This window comes from Streptomyces sp. MNU89, assembly GCF_020982505.1.
GTDB lineage: Bacteria > Actinomycetota > Actinomycetes > Streptomycetales > Streptomycetaceae > Streptomyces > Streptomyces xinghaiensis.
Genome location: NZ_JAJKLL010000001.1, coordinates 1089702 through 1114078, shown reverse-complemented (window position 1 = coordinate 1114078; position 24377 = coordinate 1089702). Strand labels below are relative to the sequence as shown.

The following is a 24377-nucleotide window of genomic DNA, read 5'->3' as shown; positions in this document are numbered from 1 at the left end:
CAATTGCCTCGCGAGCATAAGGGACTCCGATAAGACGGCGAGCCGACTTGGCTCCCCCGAGTGCTCCTTGATCCGAATCGTGGGGCAAGCGGTGACCGGATGCGTTCATCATCAGTCAACGACATACCTGAACGGCATCCGATGACCCGAAGGAAGCAGCAGGGTGCCGGGTGGCTCGCCGGTGGTTCGCGGGTGGCTCGTCACCCGTCTGAGCTGGGAGAACGTAGATCCCACAGAATCTCCGACAGCCCGCTGGACGAGTGAACCGGCACCATGGCAGTGCGGAACGACGCGAGCAGCGACGGCAAGAACTTCATGCTCCGTCCCTATTACTGGGCGTCAGCACCAGACGGACCGCGTTCTCCAGTCCGGGCGCCGCCCGCTAATGTTCCACTCCGCACGCCGTGGCCCACGCGGCTCCCAGAAGCGGGACTCTGCCGCTCTGCCAACCACCATCTGGCTCCCACGTCCCGAACAGTCACGCGTCGCTCCCGCACCCGGCGCCGTGCTGCCGGACTGGGCGATCGAGATGATCCGCACTGAGTTCGTCGAACGCCCAGACGGCCGGCCCGCAACGCTTCTCAAGGTCTCCATCCAGCAGGACCTCGTGCCAGGGGCGGACGCCTGCATGCCCTGTACCAGCTACACCGACGAAGACGGGACCGCCCCCGGCAGCGCGTCGGTGCTGCTTGCCGAGCTGCACCCGGACGCCCTGCCGGCGTCGAGCGAGGCACTGGGGGTTTCGGAGAGAGGTATGCCGGGGGCCATGGAGAACGGCTGGCCCGGTTTCTTCCACCGCGCCCACCGCCTGCTGCCCGCGGACGGGCTGCTCCTGCTCGCCACCCGCCAGCGCCGGGACGCCGGAGTGCTCACCGACCCGCTCGGCTCGCTCGTCGCCGCGGCGCGCACGGCGGGTTTCCGCTACCTGCAGCACATCGTCATCCTCTACGCCCGTGCTGTGGACGACGCTCTCGCACCCGCCCGCCCGGCGATGCCGCCCCCGGCGTCGTCCATGGCGACCTGCTCGTCCTCTCCGCGATCCACCACGCCTGACGGCCACAGGAGTTGACTGTGCCCGCTCCCTTCTCGGTGTGGAACACCGCCCCACCTCGGCGCCCGCTCAGCGCAAGGGCCGCTACGTCCCGGCTCCGCCGCCCACCCCGCCAAGATGCTCCCCGCCATCGCCGCGCACGCCATCCGCACCTACACCAAGCCCGGCGACCTGGTCCTGGACCCCATGTGCGGCATCGGCACCACTCTCGTCGAGGCCCTCCACCTCGGCCGCCGCGCTGTCGGTGTCGAGTACGAACCGCAGTGGGCCGACCTCGCCAGCCGCAACACCGCATCCGCCGCGCAGGAAGGTGGCGCTGCCACGGGCACCGTGTACTGCGGCGACGCACGCCGGCTCACCCAGTTCCTGCCCGCCACGCTCCGCGGCACGGTGGATCTCGTGGTGACCTCACCGCCGTATGGGCCCAGCGTCCACGGGCAGGTCCGCTCCACCCGGGACACCGGCGAGCGCGGCGTAGCGAAGAAGAACTACCGCTACAGCCACGACCCGGCCAACCTCGCCCACGTCTCCACCGACCAGCTCCTCAACGCCTTCACCGAAATCCTCGCCCAGTGCCGCCTGATGCTCCGCCCCGGCGGCACCGTCGTCGTCACCACCCGCCCCTGGCGCACCCGCGGTGAACTGGTCGACCTGCCTTCCGCTGCTCTGGCCGCCGGACGCGCGGCCGGCCTCGTCCCCGTCGAGCGCTGCGTGGCTCTCCTGGCCGGCATCCGCGACGGCCGGCTCATCGCCCGCCCCTCCTTCTTCCAGATGAAGAATGTACGCGCCGCCCGCCGCCACGGCATCCCGCTGTGCCTCGTCCAGCACGAGGACGCCCTGATCTTCACCACGCCGAAGATCCTGGAGACGCCCAGGCCACCCCGCTCGACTGAGTCTGAGTCCGCATGACGGAGCAACGCACCACCTCTGGGCGAACGCGCGCACCTTTGAACTGGACAGCCGACCAGCCGACCGGGAAACCGCCGGACCATTCCCGGCGCCCCCACCCCCAGGAGGATGCCTCCTCCCAGCGCGGCAACGCCCGGGCAGAACCTGCTACCTCGCAAGGCAGAGCGAGTGGCCAGGCAACGGCTGTGCCGGGGCCAGGCTCGGGCACGGGGAGCCCGGCTCGACTCCTGCACACCCCCGAACAGGCGGCTGAGCTGTTGCAGATCCCTGCCTCGTGGCTGCGGAAGAAGGCCGCCGCCGGCCTCATCCCCTGCACCCGGGTCGGGCGGCACCTCCGGTTCTCCACGGCGGATGTGGAGACCGTCATCCGCGACGGTGCCCGGCCGGCCCGGCGGCCCGGGGCCCGCCCTTGACGACCATCACCCGGTCGTGGCTTCCGCTCTGGGACATATCGAGCGTCCATGGTCGCCCCCGATCCGACCCGCATCCCGGCACCGGGGGCAACACGACCTGGAAGGAGTGCACCCATGGCTTGGGTTGAACAACGCGGCAAACGCTGGCGCGTGCGCTACTGGGCGGCCAACGGAAAAGCCGCCAGCGTCCCGGGAAGCTTCCCCGCCCGGCAGGCCGCACAGGCCCACGCCGACCAGCTCCACAGCACACCCACCACCCCACCCGACACCGTGCCCGCACCGACGCCCACCAGCGCCATCATCACGGCAGCTGCTGCCCCGGGCACCGTCACGCAGCCGCCAACCACGATCGCCGACTGGGCGCAAGTGTGGTGGCAGACCGTCGACGTCGGCGACAACACCGAAGCCTTCTACCGCAGCCTCCTCACCCGCCACATCCTGCCCCGCTGGGGCGCCACACCCGTCCACCAGATCACGCCCGCCGACATCAAGATCTGGCTCAACACCCTCACCCCCGCCTACGCCCCGGCCACCGTCACCAGCATCCGCAAGCTCTTCGCAATGCTCATGACCGACGCTGTCGACAACGGACTCATCACCACCAACCCCGTACGCCCCCAGCGCAGGGGCCGCGGCCGACTACAGCCACGCCGCGAGCGCCCCTGGGCCGACGAGCACCAAGTCCTCACCATCGCCCACCGGATCTTCCACCTCGCCTCACGCAACCAGGCACTCCTGGTCATCACCGCCGCCTACACCGGCATGCGCTGGGGCGAACTCGCCGGACTCCACCGCGACAACCTCGACCTGCCCAACAACCGCCTCCACATCACCGCCTCCGGCGCCCTCCACGAAGTCAACGGCCACCTCAGCCTCGGCCACCCCAAAACCCTCGCCAGCGTCCGCACCGTCTCCCTGCCCCCCTTCCTCACCCAACTCCTCCACGCAGACCTGACCGCCTCCACCCGCCCCTTCGTCTTCACCACCCTGCGCGGAAAACCCCTACGCCGCTCCGGCTTCCAACGCCGCCTGTGGGCCCCGGCCGTCAACGGCAGCCGCCACACCTCCCCACCCTGGCCCCCGTCACCCCGGGCCTGACCTTCCACGGACTACGGCACTCCCATAAGACCTGGCTCATCGAAGACGGCATCCCCGAAGTCGCCCAGGCACGTCGCCTCGGCCACGCCATGCAAAACAAGATCGACGACGTCTACTCCCACGTCGCTACCAGCGTCGAAGAACGCCTCCTCCGGCACCTCGAAGCCCGATGGCAACGCTCCATCGAGCACTACAACCGAGAGGGGGATATCCCCGAGCCGCTCCGGCTCACCGCTTGAGTGGCACCGGGTTTCATGCCTGGGCTGGCCGCTTCAGCCACAGGTCGTGCCGCGCACCGAGGTTGAGCAGGCACCGACGAGCCTTTCCGCGGCCGTCCGCCTTTCAGGCGCGGTACCTCCTCGGCCAGGGACGCCACGGGTGCCGCGCTACTCGAGCCAGTGCCCCGGCGGCCTGTACGGCCTCCATTTCTTCTGTGAAACCCAGGAGTCGGGTTCACGCCGGGAGCCTTACCTGCTCTACGGCTGCATCACCCAGGACCACGTCGAGGGTTAGATGCCGGCCGTCATGCCTCAGAGCTTCGCCCGCACCCTGCCCGGCCGCCCCGTCTGCGCGACAAGGACACCGCACTACTGTGGGAACACGCCGAGGCTTGTCCTGATATGGCTGAACTTGCCTGCCTCGTCAGTGAGTTCGCTCTACTGCTGACTCCAGCGGAGGTAACGACGCCAAGCTCACCGACTGGGGCACCTTGGTCAGCGCCGAAGGTGCTGGTATGCCACTTGGACGGCTCCTCACGTCGTGCTGGAGCGCACGGTGCGGTGAAGGTGCCAGCGTCCGCCGTGGGTGAGCCGTACCCCGGGTGTGCCGGCGAAGATTTCATGTCCCTTGTCGTGCTGACCGGCGTCGGCTGCCTGACGGTGGGCTTCGATGCTGGTCCACTCCGTGTACAGCAGGACCCGGCTGCCGTCGGTGCTGTGCAGGAAGTGGGCCGAGATCGCCCCGGGGTGGCCGCCGCCCTCGGGCTGGGCCGCGACCACGGCTTCGGTGAACGTCCGCTGGCGTTCGGGCCCGTCGACATCGAAGGCGGCGGTAATCAGGCAGCCGGGGGCGCGGGATTCGTGTTCCTCGGCCAGGCTGCGGTACAGCCGGTAGGCCGGCGGTCCGGCGAGTGGCGGCGTAGGGCCGCTGCCGTGCAGGTACGTGGCGTGGGCCGCGTCGCTGTCCCACTGCGCGCAGGTCAGTACCGTCTCGCCGTCCGTGCTCAGGAACCAGCTCACGGCGGTGAGCCCCTCCGGCTGCGGCACGCGGTCCAGTTCGCTGGCCTCGGTACCGGCTGTCCGCCGCTGGCGGTCCGGACTTCCGGCGTACCGGGTGCCGATCACGGCCGTGCCGGTGCGGGCCATGTCGGGGAAGGGCTCGGTGGCCAAGGCGGTCTCCTCGGGAGCCGTGGGGTGTGGGACTGCGATGGTGCCCGGGCGGATACGGGGGGCGGCAAACGGTTTTCTCGCGGAACAGGGGACCCGCCTTGCGCACCACGGGCCGTCCTACAAGGACTTGTTGTCCGCTCCGGTGATCCCACCCAGCAGCCGAGCGGTCTTCAGGGCCCTTTCCGGACTACTGGACACCCGCTCCTGCCGATGCCCGCGCGCCTCAAACACCTGTGTGCCATTCCTTGTGCACGTGCGGGCGATTACATTGCCCGCCACGCAGACGGTGCGGGCCGCGGTGCGCCCCGCAGCGGCCGCGCACCGCGATACCCAGCTCGGCACCGGACAGCCGTGCCCGGCCCGTGGTCTGTAGGCAGCGACCCTCCGGCGAAGAAGAGGCTGGACATCATGAACTCCTCCCCGGGCTCCACCTCTTACACCTTGTCGTCCGATCGAGACGACCCGCGAGCGCCGCAGGCTGATGTCCTCAGCGGGTCGCCCACCGGTCAATCTCCTCCAAGCGTGCGTTCATCGGCGCGCCCCACCCCTGTCCCGGTCATCGGTCCGCGGCTCCGGGCCCGCTCCGCCCGATACGGCTCAGGCGTCGATGACGACGGGGATGACGAGGGGCTTGCGGCGGTAGGTGCGGAAGGCCCAGGAGGCCACGGCGCGGGCGATGAGCTGTTCGAGCTGGTGGGCCTCTCCGACGCCTTCCTCCGCCGCCTTCGCCAGCGTCTTCTCGATGACGGGGACGACCGGCTCGAACGTGGTGTCGTCGTGGACGAAACCGCGGGCGAGGAAATCGGGGGTCTCCGCCAGGGCGCCGGTGTCGGCGTCGACGATGGCCACGACGGTGACGACGCCCTCCTCGGCGAGGGTGACCCGGTCCTTGAGGGAGGCCTCGGTGGCTCCGCCGACCTCCATGCCGTCCACGTAGATGTTCCCGGCCGGCACCTTGCCGGTGATGGCGGCCCGCCCGTCGACCAGGTCGACGACCACGCCGTCCTCGGCGATGACCACACGGTCGGGGTCGACCCCGGTGCGGACGGCCAGCTCGGCGTTGGCCCGCAGATGGCGCCACTCCCCGTGCACGGGCATGACGTTGCGGGGCTTGACGATGTTGTAGCAGTACACGAGTTCACCGGCGCTGGCGTGCCCCGAGACGTGCACCTTCGCGTTGCCCTTGTGGACGACGTTGGCGCCCCACCGGGTCAGCCCGTTGATCACCCGGTAGATGGCGTTCTCGTTGCCCGGGATGAGGGAGCTGGCCAGCAGGACGGTGTCGCCCTCGCCGATACGGATCATGTGGTCGCGGTTGGCCATTCGCGACAGCGCGGCCATCGGCTCGCCCTGCGAGCCGGTGCACACCAGCGCGATCTTGCTCGGCGGCAGCTTCTCCAGTTCCTTCACCGGCACCACCAGCCCCTGCGGGACCTTCAGATAGCCCAGGTCGCGGGCGATGCCCATGTTGCGGACCATCGAGCGGCCCACGAACGCGACCTTGCGGCCGTGCTGGTGCGCCGCGTCGAGCACCTGCTGGATGCGGTGCACATGGCTGGCGAAGCTGGAGACGATGACCCGCTTCGGGGAAGTCCGCAGCACCCGCTCGATCGCCGGGTTCAGCTCCTTCTCGGAGGTGGTGAAGCCGGGCACCTCGGCATTGGTGGAGTCGACCAGGAACAGATCGACGCCCTCCTCACCCAGCCGTGCGAAGGCCCGCAGGTCGGTGATGCGCTCGTCCAGCGGGAACTGGTCCATCTTGAAGTCGCCGGTGTGCAGCACCAGTCCCGCGCCGGTGCGGATCGCCACGGCCAGGCCGTCCGGGATGGAGTGGTTGACCGCGACGAACTCGCAGTCGAACGGGCCGAAGCCCCGGCGGTCGCCCTCGCGGACCCGCACCGTGCGGGGCCGGATGCCGTGCTCCTTGAGCTTGGCCTCCAGGAACGCCAGCGTCAGCTTGGAGCCCACCACGGGGATGTCCGCCCGTTCGCGGAGCAGGTACGGCACACCGCCGATGTGGTCCTCGTGGCCGTGGGTCAGCACGATCGCCACGATGTCGTCCAGCCGGTCCCGGATCGAGGTGAAGTCGGGGAGGATCACGTCCACCCCGGGCTGGTGCTCCTCGGGGAAGAGCACACCGCAGTCGACGACGAGCAGCTTGCCGGCGTGCTCGAAGACCGTCATGTTGCGGCCGATCTCGCCCAGGCCGCCCAGAGCGACCACCCTCAGCCCGCCGTCGGGCAGCGGAGGAGCGGCTTTCAATTCGGGATGGGGATGACTCATACTCTGACGTTACCGGAGAGTCCTTCGTGTGATCCGCCGAGTGACGGTGGCCGTGCGACTGCGTGTGACAGGTCCCCCGCGGGTGCGGCGAAGCGATAGGTGCGTCCCATCGGGCTCAGAGGACGGTCTCGGCTTCGGCGTACCGCTCCTCGGGAACGGTCTTGAGCGTCCGGACCGCTTCCGCGAGCGAAACCATCACGATCTCGGTACCGCGCAGCGCCGTCATCTTTCCGAACTCCCGGCGGTGCGCGGCCTCTACGGCGTGCCAGCCGAAGCGGGTGGCCAGGACGCGGTCGTACGCGGTGGGGGTGCCGCCGCGCTGGACGTGGCCGAGGATCACGGGCCGGGCCTCCTTGCCCAGCCGGTGCTCCAGCTCGACGGAGAGCTGGCGGGCGATGCCGGCGAACCGCTCGTGACCGTAGACGTCTCTTCCGCCTTCATCGAACTCCATCGTGCCCTCACGGGGCTTGGCCCCTTCGGCGGCCACGATGATGGCGAACTTCTTGCCCGCCAAGAAGCGCTTCCCGACCTGTGCGGCGAGCTCGGCGATGTCGAAGGGACGTTCCGGGACGATGATGGCGTGAGCGCCGGCGGCCATACCGGAGTGCAGGGCGATCCAGCCGGTGTGCCGCCCCATGACTTCCACGACCATGACGCGCTGGTGTGATTCGGCGGTCGTCTTGAGCCGGTCCAGCGCCTCCGTGGCAACTCCGACAGCGGTGTCGAATCCGAAGGTCACGTCCGTCGAGGCGATGTCGTTGTCGATGGTCTTCGGTACACCGACGATGGGCAGCCCGGCCTGGGAGAGAAGATGGGCGGCCTTGAGGGTGCCCTCTCCGCCGATCGGGATGACGGCATCGAGTCCGAGCTCGGTGACATGTCCTCTGGCGCGTTCCACACCGTCCCGCAGGTGTGCGGGCTGCACCCGGGAGGAGCCGAGAATCGTGCCGCCGCGGGCCAGGATGCCACTGACCGCGTCCAGGTCGAGCTTCTGGAAATCGCGTTCGAGCAGGCCCTTCCAGCCGTCGCGGAAGCCGATGACGTCATCGCCGTGGTCGGCGACGGCGCGGTGGACGACGGAGCGGATGACGGCGTTCAGGCCGGGACAGTCGCCGCCGGAGGTGAGCACACCAAGACGCATTGCAGCAGATACTCCTGAAAGCGGGATCGAACCGGTCACCGTTGCCCGGGTGAGGTCTGAGCGGCGCCGCCCCACGGGGGGAGGGGCGGCGGCGCCCGACGACGACGGCGGCCTGTGGGACCGCCCTCGTTTCAGCGATTGCCAACCTACCCTAACGTCAGGGTAGATTTGTAGTCGGCAAGCATGCCGGGCGGGCGATGTGAGGTGGTGGGCCGTGGGAGATCGGCTGATGCGGATCGGCGAGGTGTCCGAGCGCACGGGTCTGTCCCTGCGCACCATCCGCCACTACGAGGAGGTCGGGGTGGTGGCCCCCAGCGAGCGCAGCCTGGGGGGTTTCCGTCTGTACACCGAGGCGGAGGTGCGGCGGCTGGCGCTGGTGCGGCGGATGCGTCCGCTGGGCTTCTGCCTGGAGGATGTGCGGGCGCTGCTGAACGTGCTGGAGCGGTTGCCGGATACCGGCGGGCCGCTGCCCGCGACCGAGGAACAGGCACACGAGGAGCTGGTGGCGACGTTGCGGAAGTACTGGGAGAGGGCCGATGCGCGGTGTGAGGACTTGCGCGGTGAGCTGAGGGCGGCCGAGGACTTCGCCGGTTCCCTGCACGGGCATCTCTCGCGGCTGCTGGAGGCCTCGGCGGGGTCCTGGAAGGCGGTCCGGTGAACGCGACCGCGCAGTGGGCGGCGGGTGAGGCGGCCCGGCGGCGGACCTTCGCCGTGATCAGCCATCCGGACGCGGGCAAGTCGACGCTGACCGAGGCGCTGGCCCTGCACGCGCACGCGATCACCGAGGCGGGTGCGGTGCACGGCAAGGCGGGGCGGCGCGGGGTGGCCTCGGACTGGATGGAGATGGAGAAGGCCCGCGGGATCTCCGTCACGTCCGCGGTGCTGCAGTTCGCCCACCGCGGGTGTGTGCTGAATCTGCTGGACACCCCCGGGCACGCGGACTTCTCCGAGGACACCTACCGGGTGCTGGCCGCGGTGGACTGTGCGGTGATGCTCATCGACGCGGCCAAGGGCCTGGAGGAGCAGACCCGCAAGCTGTTCGACGTCTGCCGGCACCGTCGCATTCCTGTCATCACCTTCGTCAACAAGTGGGACCGGCCCGGCCGGGAGGCTCTGGAGCTGCTGGACGAGATCGAGCGGGAGTTCGGGCTCCGCCCCACTCCGGTGACCTGGCCCGTGGGCATCGCCGGTTATCTGCGCGGGCTGGTGGACGTCCGTGAGCCGGAGCGCATGCTGCGCTACACGCGCACCCCGGGCGGGTCCAAGGAGGCCCTGGAGGAGCCGGTCTCCGCCGCCGAGGCCGCCTTCGCCGAGGGGGAGGACTGGGAACAGGCGGCGGAGGAGCTGGAGTTGCTGCAGGCGGAGGGGGCGGGCTTCGACCGCGAGTCCTTCCTGGCGGGTAAGTCCACCCCGGTCTTCTTCGGCGCCGCGATCTCCAACATCGGCGTACGGCTGCTGCTCGACGCCCTCGTCGACTTCGCACCGCCGCCCGGACCCCGCGAGCTGGAGGGCGGCGGCACCCGCCCCGTCGACGCCCCGTTCTCGGGACTGGTCTTCAAGGTGCAGGCCAACATGGACCCCGCGCACCGGGACCGGATCGCGTTCCTGCGGGTCTGCTCCGGGGTGTTCGAACGCGGGGCGACCGTCACCCGCGCCGCCTCCGGCAAGCCGTTCGCGACCAAGTACGCGCACAGCGTCTTCGGCCAGGACCGTTCCATGGTCGACACCGCCTACCCGGGCGATGTCGTCGGCCTGGTCAACGCCGCGGCGCTGCGCGTCGGCGACACCCTCTACGCCGGCCCGCCCGCGGTGTTCCCGGCCATGCCCACCTTCGCGCCCGAGCACTTCGCGGTCGCCCGCCCCGCCGACATCAGCCGCTCCAAGCAGTTCCGGCGCGGTATCGCACAGCTGGACGAGGAGGGCGTGGTGCAGGTCCTGGTGTCCGAGCTGCGCGGCGACCAGGCACCCGTCCTGGCGGCCGTGGGGCCCATGCAGTTCGACGTGGTCTCCGCCCGCATGGCGGGTGAGTTCTCCGCCCCGGTACGGCTGGAGCCGCTCCCGTACCACGTGGCCAGGGCCACCGACGCCGAAGGGGCCGAAGCGCTCAACGGCTCCCAACTGGCCCGCGGCGAAGCCCTGACCAGGATCCGCGACACGGCGCACCTGGCCCTCTTCCAGGACCGCTGGCAGGCCAACTCCTTCCGCCGCGCGTTCCCCGACGCCCGGCTGGAACCCCTGCTGGCCGCCCACCAGTAGACCCCCGCCGGCAGCGGCGGAACGGAAACCGGGCCCCCTCGGCCCGGCCTTGCGCAAGGCCGGGACCGAAGGCGGCCGACAGCAGCACAGCACAGATGAGGAGCGAACCGATGGCAGGCGTGGCGGAGTGTCCCTCCTGCGGCGAGACGGAGGAACTGCGCGGCGAACCCCATGAGGGCGACATCCGCGTCACCTGCCTGTCCTGCGGCGCCGCATGGATGCGCGGGGCGCCCCGCTGCGCCGGCTGCGGGGGAATGGACATCGTGGAACGGCCGCAGGCCATGACGCGGCACTCGCGCGGCACCCAGCTGTCCATCATCGGCTGGCGCCAACTGCCGCTGTGCCGGGTGTGCGACGCCGACGCCCTGCACACCTCGATCGAGGAGAACATCCCGGTCCCCGGCGACTACGTTCCCGCCTGTCTCCACGGGCACGGAGAACGCGCGGCCGCGCCGCCCTCACCTCCTGCACCGGCCCCGAAGGCCCCGGAATCACGGGAGAACACCCCGGAACCCCGGCAGGCCGCACGGACCGCCGCTCCGTCCCCCGCGAGCGCCGAAAAGCCCGCCCCGGCCGCCGGCCCTCCGGAGCACCCGCGGCGGAAGCCGGCCACATCACCCGCGCGGCCACGAACAGGCCCGGCCCCCTCGGCGGTGCCCACCGTGCGGCAGGCGATCGGGGCCTTCCTCGCCGAGGCCTCCGGCGGGGTCGACCACACCGCCATGCTCCTGCTCGGCACCCACCTGGGCTCCTACAACCGCCTCGAAGTCCTGGACCGGCCCGACGCCGCCGACACCCTGGCCGCCTGGTGCGACGGCCACTGGGAAAGCCGCGGCGACCCGGCCGCCCAGCGCGCCCTGGACACCATCCGCCGCGCCGTCGACTTCTGGGGCGCCCGAGGCTGGCTCACCTCCGACCCCGCCGCGCACCTTCGCTAACCCGCCCCCGGCGCGCCACGCGCCGGCGGGTGACCGGCCCCGACGCCAAAGCCCCATCAGCCGTCCTGACCGCCCGACCACGACGGAGACCCCGGCATGCCTCCCCTGTCACGCCCCTTCTTCCCCCGCAGGTCACACGGGAAGCGATGCCGAACAGCGCCTGTTGTCCGCCGCCGTACGCCTCGCGCGCGACCTGCCCGCAGCCCGGGTCGTTGTGGGCCTTCTGCGCGGCTGGAGCGGGGCCGATCGCGAACAGGCACGGGCCATGCGCCTGCGCCTGGCCCAGCAGGACATCCACGCGGTGGAGCTGGCGCCCGCACCCCAGGCTGGCGAGCGCCATGACGCACTCCGCAACCGTGGATACGCGCGCGTCCACCTCCTGATGGCCACCGGCGGCCTCCCGTATGAGGACGCCGTGCGAACCGCCGCCCTGTGGAACCTCCCGCTGCTCGTCGAACGCCGTCCCCATGAAGAGCACAGCGCCCCGCTGGTCGGCTTCGGTGGTCACCGGCGCCCGGTCATCGGGGTCCGCCTCCCCGGCGGAGTCCTGGACATCGCCGTCCGCCGGGTGACCGTCACCTGCCTGCAGCCCCGCCCCGGCAGTGCCTGCCTCATCCTCGACAACGAGAAGATCACCGCTCCCGCCGACCGGCCCCTGCGGATCACCCTGGCAGCGGACGGAGCGCTCCACGTCCGCGGCGGCACCTTCCCCGCGCGCCATGTCCGGCGGCTGCGGTACGAACGCCCCTGGGGCCTCTACCGGCTGGACATCGATGACGCGTCCGCGCACCGCGTGCGCGCGCCCCTGCGCCTGGAGTCCATGTCCGGCCGCCTGCATCTCCTGCACCCCTGAGTGCGCCGTAGCGGCCGGGATCGTTCAGGCGGACCCGGACCGGCCGAGAGCCGGTCCGGGTCCCCCGCGTCGGCTCACCAGTCCACTCAAGTCCGCCGACGAACACCACTCTACCTTTACGCAACGTGAGAGTAAGCAGACGGCGTCCGAACGGGGGAATACTGTCCAGCCACAGGCCGGTTCGGTGCAGCACTCGGTCGGCGAGGGGAGGGCGGCTTGCCTCGCCACTCTACCCTTGCGTTAGAGTAGTGTCGCTCGCCGACATTGTCGGCCTGCTTCCAAGCTGTTCCCGGGCACGGCAGACTCCGTCGCCTTGCCGCGCCCGGGAACGGCGGAGGAGCCGCCCACTCGGGCTGCCCCATCAAGACCGCGCCGATGACGATCCGGCCACGGCGCACACTCCGGGGAGAGCCATGACCGACCACGTCACCCGCATCGAAATCGCCGACCACGTGTCCGCCCTCTTCGCGAACGGCGCGGTGAGCAAGCACGACCTGCTCATCGGGGCGGCCTCGGCCCGGCCCGAGGTTCTCGACGTGCTGAAAGAACTGCCCGACCGGCGGTACACGGAGCTGCGGCAGGTCTGGGAGGACCTTCCCGCGCTTCCGGTCGGACTCTGAGAAGGACAGGAAGAAACGTGGCCGTCTTCATGCTGCAACTGCTCCACGGCGAGGACACCGTGATCGAGGCCGATGTCGCCGCCCGCACGCCGGCCGGTGAGATCGTGCTGGAGCGCTTCGACCAGTCCGGGGGATGTGAACGCGTGCGGAGCTACCGGGCGGACGCGGTCTCGGCCGTCTTCCGGCGCGGTCTCACCGACGGCGGCGGCAACTACACCTGGGTTCCGCAACCGGCCGACGGCACTTGGTGGTGCTACTGAGGCGAGCGCCCTGGGGGCACCCCGCGCCCGGTGCGGACCGAGGGGCGGACGGGCCGGGGCGGCTCAACGCCGCAGCAACAGAGGGGGAAACATCCGTGGGTACCTTCCTGGCGAAGATGACCGACGGCTCCGAGATGATCCTCACCGCCGGACGGGCCACCCGCTCCGAGGGCGGGGACGTGGCCTTCGAAAGCGTGGACGCCCGCGGCAACTGGTCCCGCACCTGCACCCTCAGGGCCGCCCGTCTCGACAGCGTCCATGTACGGAGGATCGGCGAGAACGGCGTCGCTCAGTGGGTGCGTCAGAGTGCCTCGGGCCGCTGGTGGTGCTACTGAGGCGCTCTGAAGCCGGCTGTGCGAGAGGCCCCGGGCGCGTCCGAGCGCCGGTCGCCGCCTGCGCGCCGTACCGTCAGCTGCGGGTTTCGAGACGGCGGCGGAGGGTGGCGGCGAAGTCCTCGGCGGCCAGCAGCTGGGCCCGCAGGGTCTCGCAGCGGGCGTCGGCCACTTTGCGGTACGCCTCCAGCCGCTCGCGCAGCCGCTCCCGCTCTCCGTCCGCGGGCGGGTCACCGGCACCCGAGAGGCGGTCGGTGATCTCCAGCAGATCGCGCGTCTCCTCCAGGGAGAAGTCCAGCGGCTTCATCCGGCGGATGACCATGAGGCGTTCGACGTCGGCGTCGGTGTAGAGGCGGAAGCCGCCCTTGCTGCGGGCGGAGGGGCTGACCAGACCGACGTCCTCGTAGTGGCGGATCGTGCGGAGTGACAACCCGGTCCGCTCGGCCACCTCGCCGATCTGCATCTGCCGCTCCGTCATCGCCGCGCCTGCTCCCTCTGCCGTTCCACCGCTTCGAACGTTCGCATCGATCCAGCCCACGTGTCTGGAATCACATGATCCGAGCGCTTGTTTACCTGCATTTCACAGTTCTGATTCGCACCCTGCCCTCACGTCAGGGTAGGGTTTTGACGTGGACGCCCGCGCTGTACAGCTGCGGCCCGGGCCCCGCCGCCGGACCGCGGCCCCGACCGGGCCCCGCCGGCATCCGCAGACTTCCGGGCAATGATGCCCGACCGGCGGTCACGACGGCCGCCACCCCCTACCGGCAGGGCCCCCGTCGAGGCCGGGCCGCCGGGATTCCGCACCGGATGCGGAGCAGAGCACGCGTGGGCATCCAGCCGTTGGACGCCTGCGCCCGAACAGAAACGGTTGCATGTCCTTCTCGCTGTCCGCAGTGCCCAAGTTCCGCCTGTCCCGGCCCGACTGGCTCGCCTCCCCCAAGGTGTTCCGCACCGAGGTGCTGGCCGGCCTCGTGGTCGCCCTGGCCCTGATCCCGGAGGCCATCTCCTTCTCGATCATCGCCGGAGTCGACCCCGCCATCGGCCTGTTCGCCTCCTTCACCATGGCCGTGGTGATCTCCGTCGTGGGCGGCCGGAAGGCCATGATCTCGGCGGCGACCGGCGCGATGGCGCTGGTCATCGCACCGCTCAACCACGAATACGGACTCGGCCACCTGATCGCCGCCGTCATCCTCGGCGGCCTCATGCAGATCGCCCTCGGCGCGGTGGGCGTGGCCAAGCTGATGCGCTTCGTGCCCCGCTCGGTAATGGTCGGCTTCGTCAACGCCCTCGCCATCCTGATCTTCATGGCCCAGGTCCCCGAGATGCGCGACGTGCCGTGGGCCGTCTACCCGCTGATCATCGGCGGCCTGGCGCTCATGGTGTTCTTCCCGAAGATCACCACGGTCATCCCGGCACCCCTGGTCTCCATCGTCATCCTGACCGTGATCACCGTGGCCGCGGGCATCGCGGTGCCCAACGTCGGCGACAAGGGCGACCTGCCGTCCTCGCTGCCGGTCCCGGGTCTGCCCGAGGTGCCGCTGACGCTGGAGACGCTCACCGTCATCGCCCCGTACGCCTTCGCCTTCGCGCTGGTCGGCCTGATGGAGTCGCTGATGACCGCCAAGCTGGTCGACGACATCACCGACACCCACTCCAACAAGACCCGGGAGTCCATCGGCCAGGGCATCGCCAACGTCATCACCGGTTTCTTCGGCGGCATGGGCGGCTGCGCCATGATCGGCCAGACGATGATCAACGTGAAGACCTCCGGGGCCCGCACCCGGCTCTCCACCTTCCTGTCGGGAGTATTCCTCCTCGTGCTGGTCGTGGTCTTCGGCCCGGTCGTGTCCACCATCCCGATGGCAGCCCTGGTCGCCGTGATGATCCTGGTCGCCTTCGCCACCTTCGACTGGCACTCCGTCCAGCCCGGGACGCTGCGGCGGATGCCGCTGGGCGAGACGGTCGTGATGGCCGCCACCGTCGCCGTGGTCGTCATCACCCACAACCTCGCCATCGGCGTCGTCGTCGGCTGTGTGACGGCCATGGTGATCTTCGCCAAGCGCGTTGCCCACCTCGCCGAGGTCTCCGGCGTGGTCGACCCCGACGGCAACCAGGTGGTCTACGCGGTCACCGGCGAGCTGTTCTTCGCCTCCTCCAACGACCTCGTCTACCAGTTCGACTACAAGGACGACCCGGACGACGTCGTCATCGACCTCACCGACGCCCACATCTGGGACGCTTCCTCCGTCGCCGCCCTGGACGCCATCGAGACCAAGTACGCCCAGCGCGGCAAGAAGGTCACCATCATCGGCCTCAACAAAGCCAGCGCCGAAATGCACGACAAACTCGCCGGCCAACTCACCGCCAGCCACTGAGACCGGCCGCCCCGGCCCGCCGCACCCCGGCGGGCCCGGGCGGCCATCCCCGCGTGCGCGCATGTCAAGGACCGAAGGCAACCGCCCGCACGGTGCCGTCCCGGCCCCGGCCCCCACCGGTACGGGACCATGGGCCGCGTACGCTCCCGGCCGCCGGGAGGCACGGCTCTCGTGAGGAGGACCCCTGAACCGGCCCGCGGAACAAGCCCGTCCGGACGCCCCGGCGCACGCCCCCGTCACGACCGGCAAGCCGTTCCACGGCTGGCGGATCGTCGCCTACTCGGCGCTCGCCATGGCGATGACGGCCCCCGGCCAGACCGCCGGCATCTCCGTCTTCATCGACCCGCTCATCACCGGTCTCGGCATCAGCCGCACCGAGGTGTCCACGGCCTACCTCACCGGCACGCTCATCGGCGCCTGCGCGATGCCGCTGGTGGGCCGCGCGATCGACCGGTACGGCCCCCGGCGGGTGATCGCCGCCGTCGGCGCCGTCTTCGGTGCGGTCCTCCTCGGCCTGTCCTTCGTCACCGGTCTCACCGGGCTGACCGCCGGGTTCGTCGGCGTCCGCATGACCGGCCAGGGCGCACTCTCCCTCGTGGCCACGACCACCGTCGCCTACTGGTTCGACAAGCGCCGCGGCGTGGCCCTGGGCATCACCAGCGCCGTCGGCGCGGCCGGCATCTCCCTCGCCCCGGTCCTGGTGGAACGCCTGATCCACGGATACGGCTGGCGCCAGGCCTGGGCGATCGAGGGCATCGCCGTCTGGCTCGTCGTCCTTCCCCTCGCCCTGTTCGGCATCCGCAACCGGCCCGCCGACCTCGGCCAGCACGTCGACGGCATCCCCCCGGCCCCCGGAACGGACACCGGGGGCCCGCCCGCCGGTGTGCCCCTGCGCCGGGCCCTGCGCACCGGGATGTTCTGGGCCGTGGCGGCCGGTCTGTCCGCCAGCAGCATGCTCACCACCGGCCTGAACTTCCACCAGATCGCCCTCCTCGGCGAACGCGGGCTCACCCCCGTCGAAGCCGCCGCCAACTTCCTGCCGCAGACGGCCGCGGCCCTGCTGGCCACGCTCGCCGCCGGAGCCCTCGTGGACCGCCTGCCGCCCAGAACCGTCCTCGCCGGCGCCATGGCGGTCCTCGCCGGCGCCGTGCTCTCCGCACGGTACGTGGAGCCCGGGTGGACGGCGATCGGCTACGGGCTGCTCCTGGGGGCCTCGGGCGGTCTCCTGCGGGTGATCGAGTCCGCCGCCTATCCGCGCTACTTCGGCACCGCCCATCTCGGTGCCATCCGCGGCAGCGCCCACACCCTCACCATCGCCGCCAGCGCCTTCGGACCGCTCGCCATCTCCCTGGGCCACGATCTGACCGGCGGATACGGCACCGTGCTCGTCGTGCTCACCGTCATCCCGGCCGCCGCGGCGCTCACCGCGGTCCTCGCCCGGGAACCAGTGGCGGTGAGCCGCGCGGCCCGCCCCCTGCGGCCGGCCGACAGTGATGCCGGATGACCAGGATGACGCACGGGACCCCAGAGATCACCGGCGGAGTCGACCTCCACAGGCCTGACACATCATGCGGCCGTGATCGACGCGGTCGGCCACACGGCCGACCGGGAGTTCCCGGCCACCATCTGCGGCTACCGCCAACTGCTGGTCCGGCTGCGCTCGCACGGCATGCTGACGGCGGTGGGTGTGGAGGGTGCACCGGAGCCTGCCGAGCCGAACTCGCCCGGGTCTACGCCCGCAGTTGCCGGGTCGTGGCCGCTTCGACCGTGGCGTGGGCACGCTCCGGACCGAGCCTGAGCCAGTACGTGTTACCGGCCATCGCCAGCCGTACAAGACCCTTTGGGGCGAACCACGGTCTCGTTACCCGGACGCGGTGCAGTGCATCGCTGTCGATCTGCGCGCCGTAACTGTTCATCAGTGTCAGTCGGGCGCCCTGAATGCGGACACGGCCGGCCCTTGTGACCTGGCGCCACCAGCCCCTGCGGATGGCGACCCCGCCTTCCTCGAAGTCCGGCTCGTGCACAGTGGGCGTCCTCCCACCCGTCGGCGAGTACGCAGAGGGGCCACCGGGTTTCTGCCCCGCACCCCCGGCCGGCCGGGGGTGCGGGGCGTTGCTTCGCATGCCGACGTGCCCCCGGGCAGGGGATCCCGGCTTCTCCCGCGCCGGAGGGGGGACACCGCTGTGGTCCTGGTGGCCCGGGGATGAGCACACCGACCTGCGGAGGCCCCTGAAGCGGGCTCTCCACCACGCCAGTCTACTCTTACGAGAGGGGAGAGCTTGGTCGTGTCCAGCCGGGGCGTCCGGACCGCCCGGCCGGCGATCATCCGCCGATGGCGACGCGGACCGTGCGCCGAGAGCACTGAGTGGCATGGCCGGATCGGAGGCTCCGAGGGCCGACGGACGCTGCGTTCGCGCTTGCCTGCGTGGCCGGGGCGACGCCCTCGCCGCGGTGTCGCCCCGGTGCCGGGAGGACCCTGTCCGGCCGCCGGAGTTCGCCCGTACCGCCCGACTACCTTACTCTTACGTGACGGTAGATTCGATGCGGACATCTGAACCGGAGACGGCCTTGACGGACCTGCTGGCGCGGGACGAAGAAGAAGAGCGGCGGTACCTCGCCGAGACGGTGCGCCTGCTGAGGCGGGAGCTGGAGCGGCTCGGCCACTCCATCGACCGGACCGCGAAGACGATCCAGGAGCAGAAGGAGTTCATGTGGGAGAACTGGCGCGACATGGACTTCGCGGAGAAGGCCGCCATGCGCACCGAGGTCAACACCTCCGTGGGTGTGGGCGACGGTGTCGTGACGGTGCGCCGGCATGTTGAGCGCCTGCTGGAAAGGCCCTATTTCGGACGTGTCGACTTCCGCAGGGCGGACGACGGGGAGGAGAAGGGCCATTACATCGGCGTCCACGACTTCTCGGACCCGGATACCCAGGAGATTCTGATCCACGACTGGCGGGCTCCGGTCTCCAGCCTCTACTACGACTTCGAGTCGGGTGCCGCGCACTTCGAGGCCCCCGCCGGGACCGTCCACGGCACGATCACCGGCAAGCGCCAGTACAAGATCGTGAACGACCGTCTTGAGTACATGTTCGACAGCGCGTTGACCATCGGCGACGAGGTGCTGCAGCGGGAGCTGAGCCAGTCCGCCGACGACAAGATGAAGAACATCGTCGCGACGATCCAGCGCGAGCAGAACGAGGTGATCCGCAACGAGACCGCGAAGGTGCTGATCCTGCAGGGCGTGGCGGGCTCCGGGAAGACGTCGATCGCCCTGCACCGGGTGGCGTTCCTGCTCTACCGCTTCAAGGACTCCCTGTCGTCCGACAACGTCATGATCCTTTCTCCCAACAAGGTCTTCGGCGACTACATCGCCAACGTCCTTCCCGAGCTGGGTGAGGAACAGATCGCCGAGATCGACTTCGGCGCGATCGCCGGCCGGTTCCTCGCCGGGGTGACGGAGTACGAGACCTTCAGCGAGCAGGTGATCAAGCTGCTCGACCGGGTGGACGACGCGGCGGCCGAGCGGATGCGCTTCAAGGCGACGCCGGAGTTCGTTACCCTGCTCGATGAGTGGCTCGCCACGCGCGCGGACGCGGAGTTCACCCCGCGGCGGATCGAGCAGAGGAACAAGCGGCTGTCGGAGGAGTGGGTCGCGGACGCCTTCGCGGCCTCGCGGGGGCTGCCCGTCCTCACCCGGCTGGACCTCCTCGCCGAGAGCGCCGCGAGCCGGCTGCGGCAGGAGGTGCTGGACAAGGGCGGCAAGTGGTCGGCGGCGGACAGCAACGGCATCCGCAGGCAGGTGCGCGCCATGTTCCCGCACAAGGACGCGTTCGCCCTGTACAAGGCGTTCTACCAGGATTCCGGGCGCAAACACCTGTTCAAGCCGCTCGGCCGGAAGAAGATCGAGTACGCGGACGTCTTCCCCCTGGTGTACACCATGATCAAGGCGTCCCGGCAGGAGGGCTACGGCCACATCCGGCACCTGTTGGTGGACGAGATGCAGGACTACACGCCCGTCCAGTACGCGGTGCTGCGCGAGCTGTTCTCCTGCAAGATGACGATCCTCGGGGACGCCAACCAGTCGGTGAACCCGTTCAGTTCCTCCTCGCTGCCGGTGATCCGTGACATCTTCCCGGAGGGGGACTGCCTGGAGCTGTGCAAGAGCTACCGCTCCACGACGGAGATCACGGATTTCGCCCAGCGCATCTCGCGCAACGACAAGCTCGTCCCCATCGAGCGGCACGGTCTGCCGCCGCAGGTCGTCGCCGCCCCGGACCGGGCGGCGCAGGAAGCGGAGATCCTCGCGCTGGTCGAGCGGCACCGGCGGAGCGAGTACCGCTCCCTCGGCATCGTGTGCAAGACCGTCGCCCAGGCGGAGGAGCTGTACCGGGTGCTGTCGGCGGCGGGCGTCGAGCTGGCCTTTCTCGACTACGAGAGCACCGAGTTCAGCGCCGGCGCCGTCATCACCTCGGCGCACATCGCCAAAGGGCTGGAGTTCGACACCGTGATCGTCCCGGACGTGGACGACGCGAACTACGCCAACGAGATGGACAAGGGCATGCTCTACATCGCCTGCACCAGGGCCATGCACGAACTCCACCTGACCCACGCCCAACCCCTCTCGCGCTTCCTCGCGTTCACCGGGGAACCCGGAGACGGACCGGGCGCCGCCGTCCCGGAGGCTGCGCGGATTCCGGATGAGGCGACCGCTGTAGGCGTGGGCTGAACGGGGCGGGGAGGGGCACGGCAGGCACCAACCGCCTGAACGCCTCAGTCCAGGTCGAGGGCGAGGCTCGCCGGGATGGCGTCGAAGGCTTCCTCGACGCGGCGTGCCAGGGCCTTGGTGCCGCCGCGACCACGACGCAGGCCGGCGCCGTCGGGGGTGCGGCCGGCCACCCAGTTGCGGGCGCCGCAGCGCCAGGCGCTGAGAGCGAACTCGCCGAGCAGGCGGAGGCGTACGTCGTCCCGGCCGTCGACGCCCAGGCGTTCTTCGAGGATCCCCACCAGGTGTTGCTGGGTCTTCATCGAGGACAGAACGCTGTGGTCGCGCAAGACGGGGGTGCCGGCAGCGAGGCGGCGGGTGCGCAGGAAGCGGTGGTCCCAGCCGTCCGGCATGGACAGGATCGCCGCGCTCAGCGAGGCGCGCAGCGCGTCGAGCGCCGGACCGGAGCCGGCGTACCGGGAGAAGTGCGCGATGTAGGCGTCCCACAGTTCGCCCTCGGCCGCCATGGCGACGTCTTCCTTGCTGCCGTAGTAGCGGAAGAAGGTGCTGCGGCCGATCTCCACACGGGCGGTGAGCTCCTCAAGGGTGACACGGTCGTAGCCGCGTTCACTGAACAGCTCCAGTGCGGTGTCGGCGAGGGCGCGGCGGGTGCGCTGCTTCTTGCGCTCGCGCAGCGACAGGGGTTCGCCGCCGGAAGCGGGGAGATCGGTGGTCACGAGTCCAGGGTACCGAGCCGGGGACTCGGAACCGAATGACACTGGCGCCTTTTTGGCACTCATGACAATATTGGACTCGGTTCAATATTTGGGGTGGGTGGTCCGCTGCCATCGCACCGCTCGCGGCTGGAGACGAGGAGGCGGTCGTGGGATATGTGGTGACGCCGGTGCTCTATGCGGACGATCCGCGGCGCCGCCGGCACTCGCGCACCATGTCGGCCACCACCGGACTCGGCGATGTCAGCTGACGCCCCGGTGCCCGGGAGTCCGTCCGTGTCGGCGTTGGGCCGGGGTTCGCTCACGGTGCTGTTGCTGGCCTCCACGCTGGGAGTGATGGGCGGCGCGACCATCGCTCCGGTGATCGAGGTGATCCGCCAGGCCCTCGATGTGGGCGGCATGGCCGCCGGGCTGGTGCTGACCTCCCACAGTCTGGCCATCGCCGTGGCCAGCCCGCTGGTGGGCCGGCTCACCGACCGGTTCGGCCCGCGGCTGCCCCTCGCCGCCGGGCTGATGGTGTACGGGCTGGGCGGGGGCGCGGGCCTGGTGACCAACTCCTATCCGGCGCTGTTGGTCTCCCGGCTCGTCCTCGGCGTGGGAGCGGCGGGGGTCTTCGTCTGCTCCACTGCGGCGCTGCTCGGCCTGTACCGGGGCGGGATGCGGGACAAGGTGATGGGCTGGCGCACGACCGCCACCACCGCGGGCGGGTTCGCCTACCCACTCGCGGCCGGCGCCCTGGGCAACGCCTCCTGGCACGCGCCGTTCGCCATCTACCTCATTGGTCTGCCGCTCGGCGTCGCCGCTCTCCTTGCCCTGCCCAAGACGACTCCCGCGAGTCCGGGCAACCCGTCCGTGAAGGGCAAGCAGCGTGGTGCTGTGCGGCTGCTGCGCGAGCACCCGACGGTCCTGGCCCTGTGCGGCCTGTGGGTGGCGACCACCGGGCTGATGATGGTCCTGGCTCTGTCACTGCCCCGCCGCCTGGACGAACTCGGCATTCACGACACCCTGGTGGTCGCCCTGTACGGCATCGTGCTCACCTCCGGCGCCGCCGGCCTGATCGGCCTCATCTACTCCAGGCTCACATCCCGCCTCGGCCATGCCGCATTGATGCGGATCGCGGCCGGATCGTGGACAGCAGCACTGCTGGTCTTCGCCGTCGCCGGACACTGGGCCGTGCTGCTGCTCGTACCCGTGCTCACCGGTATCGGCAGCGGCATCACCATGCCGACGCTGACCGTCCTGGTGGACCGTGCCGCGCCCGCCGAACAGCGTGGGACGGCCACCTCGCTGCAGGCGACCGCGCTCTTCGGCGGTCAGTTCGCCTCGCCCCTGGTCTTCGGGCCGCTCATCGACTCCACCTCGATCGCGACCGGAGCACTGGTCGCCGCCACCGGCACCGCGGGCATCCTCGCCGCGCTGTTCCGGCTGAGGGAGCCGGGGCAGTCGGCCGACGTCGCAGAACCGGAACGAGAAGACCCGCGCCGGGCTCCGGTCGGTGAATGATCACAGCATGACACCTGACGAGGGCAGCCCAGCACCTCCCTACCGAGGGCCGGCACGGGAGCTCACCGCCGCTTCGCGACGGGCTTGACCCGGCCGCCCTCTTGTGGCGCGGGCAGCGCCAAGGCCATCACCGCGACGCCCGCACACACAGCCGCCGTCGCCACGAACACCGCCCTGTACGACAGGTCCGGGCCGCCGTCGGCCGTCGCGAGGGTGACGAGGGCGGCGAGCCCGACGACACCGCCCAGCTGGCGAGTGGTGTTCATCAGCCCGGAGGCCGCCCCCGCATCCCGCTCGCGAATGCCGGAGGTGACGGTGGTGGTGATCGGGGTGATGAGCAGGCCCATACCGGCGGACATGACGATCGCGGGCCCGAGCAGTCCGTCCACGTAGCCACTGTCCCTGCTGATGCTGCTCTGCCAGAGGAAGCCGACGGCGCTGAGAAGTGCGCTGAGGGCGATGAGGCCGCGGGCGCCGGTGCGCTCCATGACGGCGGGGGAGAGGCGCGCGGCCGCGATACCGACCAGTGTGTGGGGCAGGAAGCCGACGCCCGTGGCCAAGGCCCCGTAGCGGAGGACGTCCTGCATGTACAGCGACAGGAAGTACCACATGGGGATGAAGCAGCCGCCGGCCAGCAGCATGGTGACGTTACCGGCCCAGATCGGTCGCAGCCGCACCAGGCGGGGTGGCATGAGGGGGGCCGCCGCAAACCGGGCCTCCGTCACCGCGAACGCGGTCAGCGCCACGGCACCGACCGCCAGGCCCGTCAGGGTGGTCGCCCCTGTCCAGCCCTGTGTTCCGGCCTGGTTGACGCCGTAGACGAGCGCGGTGACGCCCAGGGTGGCCAGCACCGCCCCGGGGACGTCCAGCCTGCCGGACGCAGCTCGGGAGCGGTCGGACGGCAGCAGGCGCAGGGCCGCCACGACGGCCACGGCACCGATCGGCACGTTGATCAGCAGGATCCACCGCCACGACAGTGCGTCGGTCAGGACGCCGCCGATCAGGTTGCCCGCCGCGCCCCCGGCGGAGCTGACCGCGGTCCAGATCGCCAACGCCTTGGTGCGGCCCAGCCCTTCGGGAAAGGTGGTGGTCAGGACGGTCAGCGTGGCCGGGGCCAGCACCGCGGCGCCCAGGCCCTGCACCGCTCGCATGGCGATCAGCAGACCGGGGCCGGTGGCGAGTCCGCCCACCAGGCTGGAGACGGAGAACAGCGCCAGCCCCCACACGAACACCCGTCGACGGCCGTAGAGGTCCGCGAGCCGGCCGCCCAGGAGCAGGAAGCCCGCGAAGACCAGCGCGTAACTGCCCACGACCCACTGCAGCCCCGCCGCGTCGAAGCCCAGCGCGGACCGGATCGACGGCAGTGCGACGTTCACCACCGACACGTCGAGCACCACCATGAACTGTGCCGTGCAGGCCAGCCATAACAGCGCCGCCTGACGGCGCGCCAGTACGCCTGTCTCCTCTTCGGTGTCGGCTGATCCGTCGGCGGCACGGGCTACGTGATGTCCCATGTCTC

Annotated in this window: 22 protein-coding genes; 15 read left to right on the top strand and 7 right to left on the bottom strand. The window is 70.5% G+C overall.

Annotated elements, in window-relative coordinates; translation table 11 throughout:
* Positions 1 to 505 precede the first annotated feature (505 nt).
* The 4 genes from E4N63_RS04845 (at position 506) to E4N63_RS04835 (ending at position 3471) form a co-directional block, all read left to right on the top strand.
* Positions 506 to 1069 carry a hypothetical protein gene (locus E4N63_RS04845; protein WP_230240005.1) on the top strand — a complete coding sequence of 188 codons (564 nt, stop codon included), beginning with the start codon at positions 506 to 508 and terminating at the stop codon, positions 1067 to 1069.
* A gap of 99 nt (positions 1070 to 1168) precedes the next feature.
* A complete protein-coding gene (locus E4N63_RS04840; protein ID WP_230240004.1) occupies positions 1169 to 1960 on the top strand; it encodes a TRM11 family methyltransferase in 792 nt (263 codons plus the stop codon).
* Positions 1957 to 2373: a helix-turn-helix domain-containing protein gene (locus E4N63_RS31415; protein WP_374112684.1), complete on the top strand. Its 417-nt coding sequence runs from the start codon at positions 1957 to 1959 to the stop codon at positions 2371 to 2373. Before E4N63_RS04840 ends, E4N63_RS31415 begins: the two co-directional genes overlap by 4 nt.
* Positions 2374 to 2487: 114 nt before the next feature.
* On the top strand, positions 2488 to 3471 hold the full coding sequence (locus E4N63_RS04835; protein WP_230240003.1) for a site-specific integrase: 984 nt from the start codon (positions 2488 to 2490) through the stop codon (positions 3469 to 3471).
* Between the two features lie 752 nt (positions 3472 to 4223).
* On the opposite strand, the gene E4N63_RS04830 is transcribed toward E4N63_RS04835, so the two are convergent.
* The 3 genes from E4N63_RS04830 to E4N63_RS04820 form a co-directional block, all read right to left on the bottom strand.
* On the bottom strand, positions 4224 to 4859 hold the full coding sequence (locus tag E4N63_RS04830; RefSeq protein WP_230240002.1) for an antibiotic biosynthesis monooxygenase: 636 nt from the start codon (positions 4857 to 4859) through the stop codon (positions 4224 to 4226).
* Positions 4860 to 5456: 597 nt separating this feature from the next.
* Complete coding sequence (locus E4N63_RS04825; protein WP_230240001.1) at positions 5457 to 7142, bottom strand: ribonuclease J; 1686 nt, start codon at positions 7140 to 7142, stop codon at positions 5457 to 5459.
* A 115-nt stretch (positions 7143 to 7257) separates the two neighbouring features.
* The gene (locus E4N63_RS04820; RefSeq protein ID WP_230240000.1) at positions 7258 to 8283 is read right to left on the bottom strand and encodes a 6-phosphofructokinase; all 1026 of its coding nucleotides are present in this window, start codon (positions 8281 to 8283) and stop codon (positions 7258 to 7260) included.
* Positions 8284 to 8497: 214 nt separating this feature from the next.
* On the opposite strand from E4N63_RS04820, the gene E4N63_RS04815 reads away from it, so the two are divergent.
* The 7 genes from E4N63_RS04815 to E4N63_RS04785 all read left to right on the top strand — a co-directional run bounded on the left by E4N63_RS04815 (position 8498) and on the right by E4N63_RS04785 (position 13545).
* A complete protein-coding gene (locus E4N63_RS04815) occupies positions 8498 to 8941 on the top strand; it encodes a MerR family transcriptional regulator (RefSeq protein WP_230239999.1) in 444 nt (147 codons plus the stop codon).
* Positions 8938 to 10539: a peptide chain release factor 3 gene (locus tag E4N63_RS04810; protein WP_230239998.1), complete on the top strand. Its 1602-nt coding sequence runs from the start codon at positions 8938 to 8940 to the stop codon at positions 10537 to 10539. The genes E4N63_RS04815 and E4N63_RS04810 overlap by 4 nt, the downstream gene beginning before the upstream one ends.
* A gap of 110 nt (positions 10540 to 10649) precedes the next feature.
* Positions 10650 to 11477, top strand: a complete 828-nt coding sequence (locus tag E4N63_RS04805) for a hypothetical protein (protein ID WP_230239997.1) — start codon at positions 10650 to 10652, stop codon at positions 11475 to 11477.
* Positions 11478 to 11742: 265 nt separating this feature from the next.
* Positions 11743 to 12330 (top strand): hypothetical protein, encoded by a 588-nt coding sequence (locus tag E4N63_RS04800; RefSeq protein WP_230239996.1) that lies wholly within the window; start codon positions 11743 to 11745, stop codon positions 12328 to 12330.
* Between the two features lie 413 nt (positions 12331 to 12743).
* A complete protein-coding gene (locus tag E4N63_RS04795; RefSeq protein WP_230239995.1) occupies positions 12744 to 12950 on the top strand; it encodes a DUF2795 domain-containing protein in 207 nt (68 codons plus the stop codon).
* 17 nt (positions 12951 to 12967) lie between these two features.
* Entirely contained in the window at positions 12968 to 13210 is a 243-nt protein-coding gene (locus tag E4N63_RS04790) for a hypothetical protein (RefSeq protein ID WP_230239994.1), read from the top strand.
* 95 nt (positions 13211 to 13305) lie between these two features.
* Positions 13306 to 13545, top strand: coding sequence for a hypothetical protein (locus E4N63_RS04785; protein WP_230239993.1), 240 nt, complete (start codon positions 13306 to 13308; stop codon positions 13543 to 13545).
* Positions 13546 to 13618: 73 nt separating this feature from the next.
* Here E4N63_RS04785 and E4N63_RS04780 read toward each other — a convergent pair whose 3' ends face one another.
* Entirely contained in the window at positions 13619 to 14020 is a 402-nt protein-coding gene (locus tag E4N63_RS04780) for a MerR family transcriptional regulator (protein ID WP_230239992.1), read from the bottom strand.
* Between the two features lie 394 nt (positions 14021 to 14414).
* Here E4N63_RS04780 and E4N63_RS04775 point away from each other — a divergent pair, with 394 nt between their 5' ends.
* Both E4N63_RS04775 and E4N63_RS04770 read left to right on the top strand, forming a co-directional pair.
* Positions 14415 to 15917, top strand: coding sequence for a SulP family inorganic anion transporter (locus E4N63_RS04775; RefSeq protein ID WP_230239991.1), 1503 nt, complete (start codon positions 14415 to 14417; stop codon positions 15915 to 15917).
* A gap of 292 nt (positions 15918 to 16209) precedes the next feature.
* Positions 16210 to 17421: an MFS transporter gene (locus tag E4N63_RS04770; protein WP_230239990.1), complete on the top strand. Its 1212-nt coding sequence runs from the start codon at positions 16210 to 16212 to the stop codon at positions 17419 to 17421.
* A 226-nt stretch (positions 17422 to 17647) separates the two neighbouring features.
* Here E4N63_RS04770 and E4N63_RS04765 read toward each other — a convergent pair whose 3' ends face one another.
* Positions 17648 to 17941 carry a hypothetical protein gene (locus tag E4N63_RS04765; protein ID WP_230239989.1) on the bottom strand — a complete coding sequence of 98 codons (294 nt, stop codon included), beginning with the start codon at positions 17939 to 17941 and terminating at the stop codon, positions 17648 to 17650.
* 517 nt (positions 17942 to 18458) lie between these two features.
* Here E4N63_RS04765 and E4N63_RS04760 point away from each other — a divergent pair.
* Positions 18459 to 20645, top strand: coding sequence for a UvrD-helicase domain-containing protein (locus E4N63_RS04760; RefSeq protein WP_230239988.1), 2187 nt, complete (start codon positions 18459 to 18461; stop codon positions 20643 to 20645).
* Between the two features lie 44 nt (positions 20646 to 20689).
* On the opposite strand, the gene E4N63_RS04755 is transcribed toward E4N63_RS04760, so the two are convergent.
* Positions 20690 to 21358, bottom strand: coding sequence for a TetR/AcrR family transcriptional regulator (locus E4N63_RS04755; protein ID WP_230239987.1), 669 nt, complete (start codon positions 21356 to 21358; stop codon positions 20690 to 20692).
* Positions 21359 to 21631: 273 nt separating this feature from the next.
* On the opposite strand from E4N63_RS04755, the gene E4N63_RS04750 reads away from it, so the two are divergent.
* The gene (locus tag E4N63_RS04750) at positions 21632 to 22858 is read left to right on the top strand and encodes an MFS transporter (RefSeq protein ID WP_230239986.1); all 1227 of its coding nucleotides are present in this window, start codon (positions 21632 to 21634) and stop codon (positions 22856 to 22858) included.
* 62 nt (positions 22859 to 22920) lie between these two features.
* Here E4N63_RS04750 and E4N63_RS04745 read toward each other — a convergent pair whose 3' ends face one another.
* Positions 22921 to 24372 (bottom strand): MFS transporter, encoded by a 1452-nt coding sequence (locus E4N63_RS04745; protein WP_230239985.1) that lies wholly within the window; start codon positions 24370 to 24372, stop codon positions 22921 to 22923.
* Positions 24373 to 24377 lie beyond the last annotated feature (5 nt).